A 15,174-nucleotide genomic window follows, 5' to 3' on the forward strand; every position below is an offset into this window, starting at 1 on the left:
CGCTCAAAATAAACCCCAGCCCCTTCTAGACCGGGCCTTCATCTACCTGGCACAGCTCCTGCTATAGCCCCAGCCAGGCTGCGCTCGCGCCGCTCCATAAAAACAACTAGATGAAGGATCCTTCAATGGATAACTCCAACACCTTGCCCCTGGGGTCGGCGGCCGCGCCGGCCAAAGAACGCACCACCACCAGCCGCATCAAATCGATCTTCAGCGGATCGGTCGGCAACATGGTCGAGTGGTACGACTGGTACGTCTACGCCGCGTTCTCTCTGTACTTCGCCAAAGCCTTCTTCCCGAAAGGCGACACCACCGCCCAATTGCTCAACACCGCTGCGATCTTCGCCGTGGGCTTCCTGATGCGCCCGATCGGTGGCTGGCTGATGGGCCTGTACGCCGACCGTGCAGGTCGCAAAGCAGCACTGATGGCGTCGGTCCTGCTGATGTGCTTCGGCTCGTTGATCATCGCCCTGAGCCCCGGCTACGAAACCATCGGCGTCGGCGCACCGATCCTGCTGGTGTTCGCCCGCCTGCTGCAAGGCTTGTCGGTCGGTGGCGAATACGGCACCTCGGCCACCTACCTGAGTGAAATGGCAACCAAGGAACGTCGCGGTTTCTTCTCCAGCTTCCAGTACGTGACCCTGATCTCCGGCCAGCTTATCGCCCTGGCCGTGCTGATCGTGCTGCAGCAGATCCTTACCACCGAGCAACTGTACGACTGGGGCTGGCGTATCCCGTTCGCCATCGGCGCCCTGTGCGCAGTGGTCGCGCTGTACCTGCGTCGCGGCATGGAAGAAACCGAGTCGTTCACCAAGAAGGAAAAAGCCAAGGAAAGCGCCATGCGCACCTTGATGCGCCACCCCAAGGAACTGATGACCGTGGTCGGCCTGACCATGGGCGGCACCCTGGCTTTCTACACCTACACCACCTACATGCAGAAGTACCTGGTGAACACCGTCGGCATGAGCATTTCCGACTCCACCACGATCTCGGCGGCAACGCTGTTCCTGTTCATGTGCCTGCAACCAATCGTCGGTGGGCTGTCGGACAAAGTCGGGCGTCGGCCGATCCTGATCGCCTTCGGCATCCTCGGCACCCTGTTCACCGTACCGATCCTTACCACCCTGCACACGATCCAGACCTGGTGGGGCGCGTTCTTCCTGATCATGGCCGCGCTGATCATCGTCAGCGGCTACACCTCGATCAACGCCGTGGTCAAGGCTGAACTGTTCCCGACCGAAATCCGCGCCCTGGGCGTAGGCCTGCCCTATGCACTGACCGTGTCGATCTTCGGCGGTACCGCTGAATACATCGCGCTGTGGTTCAAGAGCATCGGGATGGAAACCGGCTACTACTGGTATGTGACCGCGTGTATTGCAGTGTCGCTGGCGGTCTATGTGACCATGAAGGACACACGCAAGCATTCGCGCATCACCACGGACTAACGGTTGGATGCAGTAACAAATGTGGGAGCGGGCGAGCCCCCTCCCACATGTTGAATCAGGACACCTCTGCTACCGGGCTCCGGCCATGCCGCCGCTGTGCATACGACGCCCCGGCAATCATCACCACCAGCACCGCCGCCAATACCGCCGATGATCCAATGGTGCCGAAATCCAACCCGCCCTTTTCATGGGGCTTGGTCAGGAAGTCGCCCAGGGTTGCCAAATCCCATAGGATCGATGGAAATTCGTCGCCATGGATTGCACTATGGCTGCCTCCCAGAACCCCGCAGCAGGAACCCGGCCATGTCTGACGCTATCCACTTCTACGAACCGGCCAACGGCCACGGCCTGCCACATGACCCGTTCAATGCCATTGTCGGGCCACGTCCGATTGGCTGGATTTCATCCCACGACAGCAACGGCCGCCTGAACCTGGCGCCCTACAGTTTTTTCAATGCGTTCAACTACATTCCACCGATCATTGGTTTTTCCAGCGTCGGGCGCAAAGACAGCCTGAACAACATCGAACAGACCGGCGAGTTTGTGTGGAACCTGGCCACCCGCCCGCTGGCCGAGCAAATGAACCAGAGCTGCGCGGCCGTCTCGCCGGAGGTGAATGAGTTCGAGTTGTCCGGCCTGACACCGGTGGCGTCGAAAATCGTCGGCGTGCCGCGAGTGGGCGAGAGCCCGGTTTCGTTCGAGTGCAAGGTGACGCAGATCATCCAGCTGCAGCGCGCCGACCAGCAGTTGGTGCCCAGCTGGCTGGTGCTGGGCGAGGTGGTCGCGGTGCACATTGCCAAGTGGCTGCTCAAGGATGGGGTGTACGACACCGCAGCCGCGGAGCCGATCCTGCGCGGCGGTGGCCCGGCGGATTACTTCCAGTTGGGCCCGGAGGCGTTGTTCAAGATGTATCGCCCAGGCGCCAGCAAACCCTGACTGAAATACACCAAAAAAGTGGGAGGGGGCTTGCCCCCGATGGCAATGGCACATCCAACATCGTTGTTGACTGACACACTGCTATCGGGAGCAAGCCCTCTCCCACATTAGAGGGTCGACGTTGTTCAGCTCGCGGCGCTCGCCCAGGTCAATTGACCCTCTTCATCCACATCGATCAGCCGCTCAAGCTGCACAGTGGCGGCATCATCGGCGTCGGAGGCGGTCTTGAACGTCTGTCCATCCAGGATCTTGTGAAACTGCGGTGCGCCCATGCCATCCAGCGCCTTGACGGCGACGGCGGCGCTGTAGCCACCCTCTCCTGGTACTACGGCGGAAACGGCTTCGTGATGGGCAAATTGTTTACGTGCCATGTTGCAGGTCCTGGCCAATGGAAAAGTTGGCCATTCTAACCCTCAACCGGCGAGTTGCAGGTACTCGCCGTAGGCATTGGCGGCGGTTGCATCGGTGAAGGTCTGGAAGTCCATGCTGCGCACGACCATGTCGTTCAACAGCTCGGTGAAGATCATCAGGGCCGGCGAGTTGAAGTAGGCGCTCATCGCCTGCTCGCTGCTCCAGAAACCCGAGATCAACCAGACATCGGGATCGACCTGGGAATGCTGCAACGAGAATTGCAGGCAACCCTGAGCCTGACGGCCCGGTTCGATCAAACTGCTCAAGCGTGCACCCAATTCGGTGCTGCACCCGGTGCGGGCGCGGATAAAGGCCATATGGCTCGCGGGAATGGGGGTGGACATGTTCGACTCTCCCGTTGAGAAGTGATGCTCGGCAAGCACTGTGGGGGCGTGTTGCCACAGGATCAAAGATAACGGCGCGGGTGCGGGCGCGGTTAGTCAATTCCTGCTGGCTTATTGCACAATCCTGCGAGAAGCGTAGAGAGGACGTAGGGACCGCCGGTTCGATTCCACAGGCAAACGCCTTGTTTCAGGGACATGACAGCCCGAGAACTTGCCTGATTCACGACGCGTCGCAGGATCAGGCAAGGATTGTGCAGAATCGACCTAACACTGTTTGAAAAGCCGCCGCTAAGCTGAGCCCATCAAAAAAGCATGCAGAGGACGCCTTATGCCGTCGCCCGAACATCAGTCCATGCCCCTCGACGCCGAGACGGAAAAACAGCGCGCCGAGCTGGCGAGCATCGTGCATCGTCATACCTGGGAAGACGGCTCCTATGGCACGGCGATTACTTCACTGTTCCTGAACCGCCACAACACCCCGCGTGACTTCATGCCGGTACTGGTGGAGCCGGCGTTGTGCATCCTCGCCAACGGCAGCAAGGAAGTGCGCCTGGCCGACGAAATCTTTGCCTACGACCCGCTCAATTACCTGGTGTTCTCGGTGGCGATGCCCGTGGCCGGGCGGATCATCGATGCCACGCCGGAGGATCCGAACCTGTCAGTACGCATCAATATCGACCCGGCGCAGCTCACAGCCTTGATCGCCGAGGCCGGCCCCATGGGCGTGCCCACGCGCCCGACATCGCGCGGGATGTATGTCGACCGCATCGACCCCCAGTTGCTCGACGCCGTGCTGCGCCTAGCGCGCCTGCTGGATACGCCCAAAGACATTGCCATGCTGGCGCCGCTGATCAACCGTGAAATCCTCTACCGTCTGCTGCGCGGTCCCCAGGGTTATCGCCTGTATGAAATTGCCGTGGCCAACAGCCAGAGCCATCGCGTCAGCCAGGCAATCAAGTGGCTCAATGGCAACTACGAACAACCGCTGCGCATCGATGACCTGGCCAAGGAAGTGAACCTCAGCGTCTCGACCCTGCACCACCGCTTCAAGGCGATTACCGCCATGAGCCCGCTGCAGTACCAGAAGCAGCTGCGCTTGCAGGAGGCACGTCGGCTGATGATTGCCGAAGGGCTGGAAGCGTCGGCGGCGGGGTATCGGGTGGGGTATGAAAGCCCATCGCAGTTCAGCCGGGAGTACAGCCGGCTGTTTGGGGCACCGCCGCTGAGGGATTTGGCACGACTGCGCCAAAGCGTCTGACACAAAGACGATCAATATGTGGGAAGGGGCTTGCCCCCTCCCCTATTTGTCCAATGGTGTTTTTCAGTCCAGGGTTCGAGGCAGTTGCAGGGTGACCCGCAAGCCGCCCTCACGCAAATTCTGCAAACTCACTTCACCGCCATGGCTATGGGCAATATTGCGCGCAATACCCAAGCCCAAACCGTAACCCTGCTGCTGGCCGGCCAGGCGAAAATGCGGTTCGAAGACCTGTTCCAAACGCTGTTCCGGCACGCCTGGACCTTCGTCGTCGACGTGCAGGATGAACTCCGCGCCATCGTCCTCAATACGCAAATGGGCGTTCTGCCCGTACTTCAAGGCATTGTCGATCAGGTTGCCAATGCAGCGCTTGAGCGCCAGCGGCTTGCCCGGGTACGCCGCCACCGCTGCGCCGTCCAGGGTGACCCGGCCGTTGCCGTTGGGCGCCACATAAGGCTCCACCAGGCATTCGAGCACATGGTTGAGGTCGACCGGCTGGATGTTCTCGTGGATATCGGTGTCTTTCACACATTGCAGCGCGCCTTTGACCAGCAACTCCAACTCATCCAGGTCACGGCCGAACTTGGTTTGCAGGTTCTCGTCTTCGAGCAATTCCACGCGCAGACGCAGGCGGGTAATCGGTGTGCGCAGGTCGTGGGAAATCGCGCTGAACAACTGGCTGCGCTCCGTGAGGTAACGGCTGATGCGTTCGCGCATGGCATTGAACGCGCGGCCCACTTCCACCACTTCACTGCCGCCGCCTTCAGCCACCGGTTCCACATCGGCACCCAGGGACATGTCTCGCGCCGCCCGCGCCAGGCGCTTGAGCGGCCGGCTTTGCCAGTGCACCAGCAGGCCGATGAACAGCAGCAAAAAGCCGCTGGTCAGCACGATAAACCACACCTGCTGGGACGGCAGGCCCTGTTCTTCAAGGCTGGTGTAGGGCTCGGGCAACAGCGAAGCGATGTACAGCCATTCGCCGGGGGCGAGTTCGATCTGAGTCACCAATACCGGCGGGTTGACCGGTTCCAGGGTCAGCGCGTAATGCGCCCATGAACGCGGCAACTCATCCAGTTTCAACCCGGCGTTGAAGATGCGCAGGTCTTCGGCGCTGACGAACTCCACCGAGATAGGCACGTCGGCGCCCAGGGTCTGGCGCAGGACTTCATCCACGGCCACCAGCACCGCCTGTTTACGCGGGGTTTGCGGCAACACTTGCATGTCGAGGGGCCGATCATTCAGGGTCACGACAAAACGGGTGCCGCCCATGCTGCGCAACTGGTCAAGGACCAACGGCCGATAGGCCACCGGCAACGAACGGAAATAACTCACGCTGGCGGTCATCGAGTGCGCCAGGCTACGGGCGCTGGTGACCAGGCCTTCGAGCTGGGTGGCGCGCAACTGCGAGACCCAGATCACGCTGGACAGCGCCTGGGCGAACAGCACCGCGAGCAAGGTCAGCAGCAACATGCGCCCCAGCAGCGAGCGCGGTACCGGGAAGCGCCGGCGGCGTTCGCTCAGCAGTTCAGTGGGCATTGCCGGCAACCACGCTGGCTGCCAGTTGATAACCGCTGCCGCGCACGGTGCGGATCAGCCTCGGGGGTTTTTCGGTGTCGCGCAGGCGTTGACGCAAGCGGCTCACGGCCATGTCAACGATCCGGTCGAGCGGCATCAGGTCGCGGCCACGGGTGGCGTTGCCGATGGTGTCGCGGTCGAGAATCTGTTGCGGGTGATCGAGAAACAGCTTGAGCAGGGCAAAGTCGGCACCGGAGAGGATCACCTCTTCGCCATCCACGTGGAACAGCCGATGGCTGATCATGTCCAGGCGCCATTCATCGAACACCAGCACATCGCCATTGCCGCTACGCTCCTGGCCGAACTGGCAGCGGCGCAGCAAGGCCTTGATCCGCGCCTGCAACTCGCGGGGGCTGAAGGGCTTGCCGATATAGTCGTCGGCCCCCAGTTCCAGGCCGATCACGCGGTCGGCTTCGTCGGAACTGGCGGTGAGCATGATGATCGGCACCTGCGCCTGGCGCGGGTGCTGGCGAATCCAGCGGCAAAGGCTGAAACCGTCTTCGTCCGGGAGCATCACATCGAGGATGACCAGGTCGCATGGCGCCTCGTTCATCGCCTGGCGGAACCCCGCGCCATCCGGCACGCCACGCACCTGGAAACCGGCGCGACTGAGGTAGGTCTGCAGCAATTCGCGGATTTCCTGGTCGTCGTCGACGAGGAGAATCGATTTACTGATTACGCTCACGGGGTCCTCCTTGTTGTTATAGGGGGTGTGGGTCAGGCAAACGCCTGCTCCAATGCGACGCCCGCCCCGGTCAACCCGGAATACGGCGCGGTCACCAGCCACACCGGGATGCCCTTGAAGTAGTCGCTCATGCAGCCTTTGTCACTGAAGCTCCTGGCAAAACCGCTGTGTATGAAGAAGTCGGCAAACCGCGGAATCACCCCACCCACGATATACACACCACCGCGCCCACCGGTGGTCAGCACATTGTTGCCGGCTACCCGTCCCAGCCAGATGCTGAATTGATCCAACACTTCCATGGCCACCGGGTCGCCCGCCAGGCCCGCCGCCGTGATGGCTTCGGGGGTGTCGAGCACGGGTGTGTGGCCATCGACCGCGCAAATTGCCCGGTACAGACGCGGCAGACCGCCACCGCTCAAGGCGGTTTCGGCGCTGACGTGGCCGATCTCGGTGTAGATATGCTGCCACAGCTGGGTTTCCCGTGGGCTGCTCAGGGGCAGGTCGACGTGGCCGCCCTCCCCCGGCAACGCCGCGTAACGGCCTGCGCCGAGGTCCAGCAGGGTACCGACGCCCAGGCCGGTACCCGGACCGATCACCACCGCCGGGCGCAACGGTTCCGGCGTGCCTTCGCAGACCACGCGGAATTCGTCGGGCTTGAGGCGAGTCATGCCCAGGGCCATGGCCGAGAAGTCATTGACCAGCAGCAGCTCATCCACCTGCAAGGCCTGGCAAAACGCAGTCTTGCTCAAGCGCCAGTGATTGTTGGTGAATTTGAATTCATCCCCGCTCACCGGCCCGGCGACCGACAGGCACACCGCACCGATGTCGCCGATTTGCAGGCCTTCTTCCTTGAGATAGACCTTGATCGCGTCCTCAGGGCTTTGGTGATCAGCCGTGGCATGCACCCGGATCGAATGCAGTGCCTGATCTCGCCACAACGCAAAACGGGCGTTGGTACCCCCGATGTCACCGACCAGCGCTAGCTTCACTTAAGCGTCTCCAAGGCACAGGTAAAGGCGCTGGCGCCTTGCTCTGCGGAGCTTGCGGCCAAGCGCATAAATGCAAACAGCTCGCGACCGGCCCCCACGTTATTGCCCAACAGGCCCGTGGCAGGCGTGCGCGCTGCAAATTCTTCGGCGTCCACCTTAAGCTCCAAGGTGCCCTTCACGCCATCCACGCGAATGATATCGCCATCTTTGACCCGTGCCAGTGGCCCGCCGCTCTGGGCTTCGGGGTTGACGTGAATCGCGGCGGGGATCTTACCCGACGCGCCGGACATACGCCCGTCTGTCACCAGTGCGACTTTGAAGCCACGGTCCTGCAACACACCGAGGAACGGCGTCATCTTGTGCAGTTCCGGCATGCCGTTGGAGCGCGGGCCCTGGAAGCGCATCACGGCGACAAAATCCTTTTCCAGCTGGCCGGCCTTGAACGCATCGGCCAGGTCCTGCTGGTCCTGGAACACCACCGCCGGCGCTTCGACGACCTGGTGCTCAGGGGCTACGGCAGAGACTTTCATGACACCGCGGCCGAGGTTGCCTTCCATCACACGCAGGCCGCCTTCCGGCGAGAACGCGCGCGCCACCGGGCGCAGGATGGTTTCGTCGAGGCTTTCGATCGGGCCGTCGCGCCACACCAGCTCGCCGTCGACCAGGAATGGTTCCTGGACATAACGGCTCAGGCCCTTGCCGGCCACGGTGTTGACGTCGTCGTGAAGCAGGCCGGCTTCGAGCAGCTCGCGGATCAGGAACGACATGCCGCCTGCCGCCTGGAAGTGGTTGATGTCGGCCTTGCCGTTTGGATACACGTGGGACAGGGTCGGCACCACCTCGGAGAGGTCGGCCATGTCATCCCAGGTGAGGATGATGCCCGCCGACATGGCGATGGCCGGCATGTGCAGGGTGTGGTTGGTGGAACCGCCCGTCGCGTTGAGCGCAACGATAGCGTTGACGATGGATTTCTCGTCGACGATCTCGCCGATCGGCGTGAAGTTGCCGTTGGCCTTGGTCAAGCGCGTGACCTGGTGCGCGGCTTCGCGGGTCAGGGCGTCACGCAGGGGCGTGTACGGGTTGACGAACGAGGCACCCGGCAAATGCAGGCCCATCACTTCCATCAGGAGTTGATTGGTGTTGGCGGTGCCGTAGAAGGTGCAGGTACCGGGGCTGTGGTAGGACTTCATCTCCGATTCCAGCAGCTCTTCGCGAGTGGCCTTGCCTTCGGCGTAGCGCTGGCGCACGTCGGCCTTCTGCTTGTTGGAGATGCCCGACGGCATCGGCCCGCCCGGTACGAAAATCATCGGCAGGTGGCCGTAGCGCAGCGCGCCCATCATCAGGCCGGGCACGATCTTGTCGCAGATGCCCAGCATCAGCGCGGCGTCGAACATGTTGTGGGACAGCGCTACCGCCGTGGACATGGCGATGACTTCACGGCTGAGCAAGCTCAGCTCCATGCCGGGCTCGCCCTGGGTTACGCCGTCGCACATGGCAGGGGTGCCGCCGGCGAACTGGCCGACCGAGCCGACTTCGCGTAGGGCTTTCTTGATTTGTTCCGGGAAATGTTCGTACGGCTGGTGCGCCGAGAGCATGTCGTTATATGACGAAACAATTGCCACGTTGGCGGCGTTCATCATGCGCAGGCTGTTTTTATCTTCGGTGCCGCAACCGGCCACGCCATGGGCGAAGTTGGCGCATTGCAGCTTGCCGCGCATCGGACCGTCGCTGGCTGCGCCGCGAATGAGCGCAAGGTAAGCCTCACGAGTGGCGCGGCTGCGGGCGATAAGCCGTTCGGTGACCTCAAGGACGCGGGGATGCATGTGTAGAACTCCAGGCTAACGGATGTGGCGACCTGAGTGTCTATGCTGATCAAACGCCCGCAGCTCATGGGATGGCAGAGAGTCGTTTGGATCATCGGACCAGTTGATTCAGGTCACTCGTTGTAGATTGAACAAAATATTGCCACTAAAAAGGCTTGTTTTCTATTTTTATGCGAATAATCTTGTAATTCTTACAACAAATCGACGACAGGCACTTTCCAATGACTCTTCGTATCGCAATCAATGGTTTTGGCCGTATCGGCCGTAATGTCCTGCGCGCACTGTATACCCAAGGCTATCGCCAGGATTTGCAGATCGTCGCCATCAATGATTTGGGCGACAGCTCGATCAACGCCCACCTGCTCAAATACGACACCGTGCACGGCACTTTCGATGCAGAGGTCGCCCACGATCAGGAAAGCCTGACCGTCAATGGTGACCGGATTGCCGTCAGTGCCATTCGCAACCCGGCCGACCTGCCGTGGGCGGCGCACAAGGTCGACGTGGTGTTCGAATGCACCGGCCTGTTCACCGACCGTGACAAGGCTGCCGCCCATATTACCGCCGGCGCACGCAAGGTGATCATCTCCGCCCCGGCCAAAGGCGCGGACGCGACCGTGGTCTACGGCGTGAACCACGACATCCTGCGTCAATCCCACCAGATCATCTCCAACGCGTCGTGCACCACCAACTGCCTGGCGCCGGTCGCCCAGGTGCTGCACCGCGAATTGGGTATCGAAAGCGGCTTGATGACCACGATTCATGCCTATACCAACGACCAGAACCTGACCGACGTCTACCACACCGACCCGTACCGCGCGCGTTCGGCCACCCAGAACATGATCCCAAGCAAGACCGGCGCCGCCGAAGCGGTGGGCCTGGTGCTGCCGGAGCTGGCAGGCAAGCTGACCGGCATGGCCGTGCGTGTACCGGTGATCAACGTGTCGCTGGTGGACCTCACCGTGCAGTTGAAGAAAGACGCCACTGCCGACGAAGTCAACGCACTGCTCAAGGAAGCCAGCCAACACTCGAAGATCCTCGGCTATAACACCCTGCCGCTGGTCTCCAGTGACTTCAACCATAACCCGCTGTCGTCAATCTTCGATGCCAACCACACCAAGGTCAGCGGCAAGCTGCTGAAAGTGCTGGCCTGGTATGACAACGAGTGGGGCTTCTCGAACCGCATGCTGGATAACTGCCTGGCGTTGTGCAACGCCGAGTAATGCGGTCCTGTGGGAGGGGCAAGTCGAATCGTCGCACCGCCCCTCCCACAATTGTTCTATGTAGACACAGAGGAATAGCCACTTGCCATTTGAGTTGATGATAAGCATTATCATTAACTGCAAATCGGTCTGGTATCACTGTGAGCCAATCTCGCTTCAACCAAGTCTTTCTCACCCAACGGGTGATTCTGCTACGCACCTTGCAGCGGATGGTGAATAACCACAGCACCGCCGAGGACCTGTTGCAGGAAACCTACCTGCGCGTCACCCGGGCCCTCAGCGAGCGGCCGATCGATCACCTCGAACCCTTCGTCTACCAGACCGCGCGTAACCTGGCGCTGGATCACTTGCGTTCACGCAGGATTCAAGCGCGCACCCTGCAGGAAGATGTGCCGCTGGAGATCCTGCAAAGCGTCGCCGCCCCCATCAGCACCCCCGAAGATGCAACCCAGGCCGAGCAATTGCTTGAACACCTGAGCATCAGCCTCGGCCAGTTGAGCGCACGCCAGCAGCAGATTTTCATCCTCAGCCGCCTGCACGGTTGCAGCTACCAGGAGATCGCCGATCAGTTGGACGTGTCCTTGAGCACCGTGCAAAAGGAACTGAAATTGATCATTGCCATTTGTGTAGGTGTGGCCGAAAGACTGGATCGGCCTTAAGCTTCAGCCGACGGAATTGTCGACCCAAGCTGTAGGAAAGATGAATAAAACGTGGCGAAGACCCGAGGAACACCGTGACGGACCCGAATAAACTGCGCCCCCATGAGCTGGCTCATGAGGTGTTGCAAGACACGGCTATGGACCAGGCCCTCGACTGGCTGATCGCCTTGCAGTGCCCAGCGCCCGGGCAGCAGGCCGAGTTTGAAGCCTGGCTGGCCGAAGACCCGGCCCACGTCCACGCCTTCGGCAAGGCCCAGGCCGCCTGGGGTGGCGCGCCGGTGCACAGCGCTGCCGTCGCCCTGGCCGCGCCGCGCAAACCCAGGGGCTGGCGCCGGATCAAGCCGCACTGGAAACCGCTGGCCACCGCCGCCGTGCTGTTGATCGGCCTGTTCAGCTTCAGCAACCTGCCGGTACGCCTGCAAGCCGACCATCTCACGGTGGTGGGCGAACGCCAGCGCCTGCAATTGGACGATGGCTCGAAAGTGTTGCTGAACACCAATTCGGCGTTTTCCAGCAGCATCAAGGACCACCAGCGGATCGTCCGCCTGTACCAGGGCGAAGCCTTTTTCGAAATCATGCCCGGCCATGGCCTGCCCCTGGAAATCGACGCCGGCCCCGTGCGCGCCAGCGTGCGTGATACCGCCTTCGCCGTGCGCTACCTCAACGGCGAAGCCCAGGTGCAGGTGCAGCGTGGCGATGTCGACTTGAGCAACACCTTCGACGATGCCCGCGTGCGCCTGAGTGCCGGCGAAAGCATCCGCATCGGGCCCAAGGGCTTTGGCCAACCGGCCAGGCTGGATGCCAGCAAGGACCTGGCCTGGGTGCAAGGCCGGCTGATTTTCGAAAACTGCCCGATGAGCGAAGTGCTCGCCGAGCTGCGTCGTTACTACCCCGGCTGGATCGTCAACACCAACGACAAGCTCGCCAGCGTCGCCGTCACCGGCAACTACCGCCTCGACCAACCCCTGGATGTGGTGCGCTCCCTGGCCCACATCACCTCAGCCAAGTTGTCGGAATACCCCGCGCTGGTGATTTTGAACTAAATGAGAATTATTTTTACTCGATAGCCTTCGGCGGTACGTCTCGTCTTAGCCAATGCAACTGATTCCTATTTGGTTCGGTTCGCAACTATAAGATTCGTACCTTCCGGAGCGCTCTCGATGTCCTCTCGTTTCAACCGCCGGTCCTCCTCCCCCGTGCTGTCCTTGCTGACCGCCGCCATCCTGCTGGCCGGTTCGCCAGTGATGGCCGCCACTGCCGCCGAACCCGCCGCCCACAGCCACGGCAACTACAGCTTCAGCATCGAGCAACAGCCATTGGTCTCGGCGCTGAACGCCTTTACCAGCGTGACCGGCTGGCAAGTCGGCCTGCCCGCCGAGCTGGGCCAGGGTGTGTCGTCCCCAGGGGTGCGCGGCGCCCTGTCGCCGGAGAAAGCCCTGGACCGGCTGTTGGTGGGGACCAACCTGAGCTACCGCAAGCTGGGCAATAACAACATCGTCCTGGAAAAGCGCACGGCGGGCAGCACCCTCAACCTGCAACAGGTGACCATCAGCGCCACCCGTAACGCGCAGGATGTGAACAGCGTACCGAGCACCGTCAGCGTGCAGGATCGCCAAGAGCTGGACCGCCAGAACGTCAACACCATCCGTGAACTGGTGCGCTACGAGCCCGGCGTCTCGGTCGGCGGCGCAGGCACCCGTGCCGGCAATGCCGGGTTCAACATCCGCGGTATCGACGGCGACCGCATCCTCACCCAGGTGGACGGTGTGGAAGTGCCCGACAACTTCTTCAACGGCCCCTACGCCAAGACCCGCCGCAACTACGTCGACCCGGAGATCGTCAAGCGCGTCGAGATCCTGCGCGGCCCGGCCTCGGCGCTCTACGGCAGCAGCGCCATCGGCGGCGCCGTGAGTTACTTCACCCTCGACCCGGACGACATCATCAAGCCCGGCCAGGACGTCGGCGCACGCCTGAAGACCGGCTACAGCTCCGCCGACGAAAGCTGGCTCACCTCCGGCACCGTCGCCGGCCGCGTGCAGGACTTCGATGGCTTGCTGCACCTGAGCCAGCGCAATGGCCATGAGACCGAATCCTACGACGGCAACAACGCCACCGGCCTGGCCCGTACCGGCGCCAACCCCGAGGACGCGCGCACCACCAACATCCTGGCCAAGCTCGGCTGGAACTATGGCGATGACAACCGCCTGGGCCTGACCTATGAGAAGTACAAGGATGATCGCGACGTCAACCTGAAGAACGCGGTGGGCGGCCCGTTCATCGGCGGCCGAGGCTTCAACCTCTACCGTGATCGCCGTGGTAACGACACCATTACCCGCGAACGTTTCGGCCTGGAAAACAGCTTCGCCCTTGAGTCGCCGATTGCCGACCGGATCAAGACCAGCCTCAACTACCAGATCGCCAAGACCGACCAGACCACTGCCGAGATCTATCAGTCAGGTCGGCGTGTCCTGCGCACCCGCGACACGCTGTACCAGGAAAAACAGTGGATTTTCGATGCTCAGTTGGACAAAGCGTTCAGCCTCGGTGAAACCGATCACCAAGTGACCTACGGCACCACCCTCAAGCAGCAGAAAGTCACCGGCTCGCGCGAGGGCGGCGCGACCTGTGTGGCCGTCGGCAGTGGCTGCACCGCCATCGGCGCGCCCAGCCCGATGGCCTCCGACAGTGTGAAAAAGTCCAGCGACTTCCCCGACCCGACCATCAACACGTATTCGCTGTTCGCACAGGACCAGATCAGCTGGGACAAATGGACCTTCCTGCCCGCCGTGCGCTACGACTACACCCAGCTCAAACCCAAGCTGACCCAGGAGTTCCTCAACACCGTCAACCCGACGGGTACGGACCCGGTGAGCGACAAGGAAAAAACCTGGCACCGTGTGACACCCAAGTTCGGCCTGACTTACGCCCTGACGGATCAATACACCTGGTTCGGCCAATATGCCGAAGGTTTCCGTACGCCATCCGCCAAGGCGTTGTACGGCCGCTTTGAAAACCTCAACCTGGGCTACACCGTCGAGCCCAACCCCGACCTCAAGCCAGAAACCAGCAAGGGCATCGAAACCGGGATTCGCGGCAAATTTGACGCGGGATCCTTTGAAGTCGCCGTGTTTTACAACAAGTACCGCGATTTTATCGATGAGGACAACGCCGTCGTCGGCGGCACGGTCGAACAGTTCCAGGCCATCAATATCAAGCGCGCCACCATCAAGGGGGCCGAAGCCAAAGGGCGCCTGAACCTGGATGCATTCGGCGCCCCGCAGGGCCTCTACACCCAGGGTTCGGTTTCCTATGCCTACGGTCGTAACGACGATAACGGCGAGCCGCTGAACAGCGTCAACCCGCTCAAGGGCGTGTTTGGCCTGGGCTACGACCAGGACAACTATGGTGGCCTGTTGAGCTGGACCCTGGTGAAAAAGCAGGATCGCGTCGACAGCAGTACCTTCCACGCGCCGGACGGCGACACCAGCGGCCCCTTCAAGACTCCGGGCTTCGGGGTTGTCGACCTGACCGCCTTCTACAAAGTCACCCAGGACGTGACCATCAACGGCGGCCTCTACAACCTCACCGACAAGAAGTACTGGAACTGGGATGACGTACGCAGCTACGACAGTGTCGGCGAAGCCGCGGTGACCGGACCGGCCAACCTCGACCGCCTGACCCAGCCGGGCCGCAACGTTGCGATCAACCTGATCTGGGACATCTGACGATACCCGACTCACCTCGTCGAAATTTCAGCGGCGAGGTGAGGATTTTTTACTGTGCCGCGTCTTCTTGTTCGTCTAGTTGATAACAGCTCTCTTTAAGGGCC

The 15,174-nt window shown here is 61.5% G+C and carries 13 protein-coding genes and 1 pseudogene; 7 read left to right on the forward strand and 7 right to left on the reverse strand.

What is annotated here, in order from left to right; all coding sequences use genetic code 11:
- Window positions 1–125: 125 nt before the first annotated feature.
- Window positions 126–1,445 carry an MFS transporter gene (locus BM416_RS18295; protein ID WP_065939189.1) on the forward strand — a complete coding sequence of 440 codons (1,320 nt, stop codon included), beginning with the start codon at window positions 126–128 and terminating at the stop codon, window positions 1,443–1,445.
- 55 nt (window positions 1,446–1,500) lie between these two features.
- On the opposite strand, the pseudogene BM416_RS18300 reads toward BM416_RS18295, so the two are convergent.
- Window positions 1,501–1,665: pseudogene (locus BM416_RS18300) on the reverse strand (hypothetical protein); the annotation flags it as partial.
- Between the two features lie 83 nt (window positions 1,666–1,748).
- Here BM416_RS18300 and BM416_RS18305 point away from each other — a divergent pair.
- Entirely contained in the window at window positions 1,749–2,381 is a 633-nt protein-coding gene (locus BM416_RS18305; RefSeq protein WP_065925867.1) for a flavin reductase family protein, read from the forward strand.
- Window positions 2,382–2,506: 125 nt separating this feature from the next.
- Here the strand turns inward: BM416_RS18305 and BM416_RS18310 are convergent, their stop codons facing one another.
- Window positions 2,507–2,752 carry a hypothetical protein gene (locus tag BM416_RS18310; RefSeq protein ID WP_053135736.1) on the reverse strand — a complete coding sequence of 82 codons (246 nt, stop codon included), beginning with the start codon at window positions 2,750–2,752 and terminating at the stop codon, window positions 2,507–2,509.
- Window positions 2,753–2,794: 42 nt separating this feature from the next.
- Window positions 2,795–3,136, reverse strand: a complete 342-nt coding sequence (locus tag BM416_RS18315; protein ID WP_053135733.1) for an antibiotic biosynthesis monooxygenase family protein — start codon at window positions 3,134–3,136, stop codon at window positions 2,795–2,797.
- 328 nt (window positions 3,137–3,464) lie between these two features.
- Here BM416_RS18315 and BM416_RS18320 point away from each other — a divergent pair, with 328 nt between their 5' ends.
- Window positions 3,465–4,394: an AraC family transcriptional regulator gene (locus BM416_RS18320; protein WP_027605501.1), complete on the forward strand. Its 930-nt coding sequence runs from the start codon at window positions 3,465–3,467 to the stop codon at window positions 4,392–4,394.
- Between the two features lie 63 nt (window positions 4,395–4,457).
- Here BM416_RS18320 and BM416_RS18325 read toward each other — a convergent pair whose 3' ends face one another.
- The 4 genes from BM416_RS18325 to edd are packed head-to-tail and all read right to left on the reverse strand — an operon-like array spanning window position 4,458 to window position 9,463.
- Window positions 4,458–5,927, reverse strand: a complete 1,470-nt coding sequence (locus BM416_RS18325) for an ATP-binding protein (protein ID WP_092488959.1) — start codon at window positions 5,925–5,927, stop codon at window positions 4,458–4,460.
- On the reverse strand, window positions 5,917–6,651 hold the full coding sequence (locus BM416_RS18330; RefSeq protein ID WP_024077192.1) for a response regulator: 735 nt from the start codon (window positions 6,649–6,651) through the stop codon (window positions 5,917–5,919). Before BM416_RS18330 ends, BM416_RS18325 begins: the two co-directional genes overlap by 11 nt.
- 32 nt (window positions 6,652–6,683) lie before the next feature.
- Window positions 6,684–7,640 (reverse strand): glucokinase, encoded by a 957-nt coding sequence (locus BM416_RS18335; RefSeq protein WP_092488960.1) that lies wholly within the window; start codon window positions 7,638–7,640, stop codon window positions 6,684–6,686.
- Window positions 7,637–9,463, reverse strand: a complete 1,827-nt coding sequence (gene edd, locus BM416_RS18340) for a phosphogluconate dehydratase (protein ID WP_092488961.1) — start codon at window positions 9,461–9,463, stop codon at window positions 7,637–7,639. The genes BM416_RS18335 and edd overlap by 4 nt, the downstream gene beginning before the upstream one ends.
- A 221-nt stretch (window positions 9,464–9,684) precedes the next feature.
- Here edd and gap point away from each other — a divergent pair, with 221 nt between their 5' ends.
- The 4 genes from gap (at window position 9,685) to BM416_RS18360 (ending at window position 15,070) form a co-directional block, all read left to right on the forward strand.
- Window positions 9,685–10,686 carry a type I glyceraldehyde-3-phosphate dehydrogenase gene (gap, locus tag BM416_RS18345; RefSeq protein ID WP_065925864.1) on the forward strand — a complete coding sequence of 334 codons (1,002 nt, stop codon included), beginning with the start codon at window positions 9,685–9,687 and terminating at the stop codon, window positions 10,684–10,686.
- 140 nt (window positions 10,687–10,826) lie between these two features.
- Window positions 10,827–11,345 (forward strand): RNA polymerase sigma factor, encoded by a 519-nt coding sequence (locus BM416_RS18350; protein ID WP_092488962.1) that lies wholly within the window; start codon window positions 10,827–10,829, stop codon window positions 11,343–11,345.
- Between the two features lie 74 nt (window positions 11,346–11,419).
- Window positions 11,420–12,388: a FecR family protein gene (locus BM416_RS18355; RefSeq protein WP_092488963.1), complete on the forward strand. Its 969-nt coding sequence runs from the start codon at window positions 11,420–11,422 to the stop codon at window positions 12,386–12,388.
- Window positions 12,389–12,505: 117 nt separating this feature from the next.
- Window positions 12,506–15,070, forward strand: coding sequence for a TonB-dependent receptor (locus BM416_RS18360; protein WP_092488964.1), 2,565 nt, complete (start codon window positions 12,506–12,508; stop codon window positions 15,068–15,070).
- Window positions 15,071–15,174: the final 104 nt, after the last annotated feature.

This window comes from Pseudomonas sp. NFACC42-2 (assembly GCF_900116055.1).
Lineage (GTDB): Bacteria > Pseudomonadota > Gammaproteobacteria > Pseudomonadales > Pseudomonadaceae > Aquipseudomonas > Aquipseudomonas marginalis.

What these genes read in the sequence shown, in the direction of transcription:
- BM416_RS18295 (WP_065939189.1), top strand. Translation starts at nt 126, where the DNA reads ATGGATAACTCCAACACCTTGCCCCTGGGGTCGGCGGCCGCGCCGGCC.
- BM416_RS18305 (WP_065925867.1), top strand. Translation starts at nt 1,749, where the DNA reads ATGTCTGACGCTATCCACTTCTACGAACCGGCCAACGGCCACGGCCTG.
- BM416_RS18310 (WP_053135736.1), bottom strand. Translation starts at nt 2,752, where the DNA reads ATGGCACGTAAACAATTTGCCCATCACGAAGCCGTTTCCGCCGTAGTA.
- BM416_RS18315 (WP_053135733.1), bottom strand. Translation starts at nt 3,136, where the DNA reads ATGTCCACCCCCATTCCCGCGAGCCATATGGCCTTTATCCGCGCCCGC.
- BM416_RS18320 (WP_027605501.1), top strand. Translation starts at nt 3,465, where the DNA reads ATGCCGTCGCCCGAACATCAGTCCATGCCCCTCGACGCCGAGACGGAA.
- BM416_RS18325 (WP_092488959.1), bottom strand. Translation starts at nt 5,927, where the DNA reads ATGCCCACTGAACTGCTGAGCGAACGCCGCCGGCGCTTCCCGGTACCG.
- edd (WP_092488961.1), bottom strand. Translation starts at nt 9,463, where the DNA reads ATGCATCCCCGCGTCCTTGAGGTCACCGAACGGCTTATCGCCCGCAGC.
- gap (WP_065925864.1), top strand. Translation starts at nt 9,685, where the DNA reads ATGACTCTTCGTATCGCAATCAATGGTTTTGGCCGTATCGGCCGTAAT.
- BM416_RS18360 (WP_092488964.1), top strand. Translation starts at nt 12,506, where the DNA reads ATGTCCTCTCGTTTCAACCGCCGGTCCTCCTCCCCCGTGCTGTCCTTG.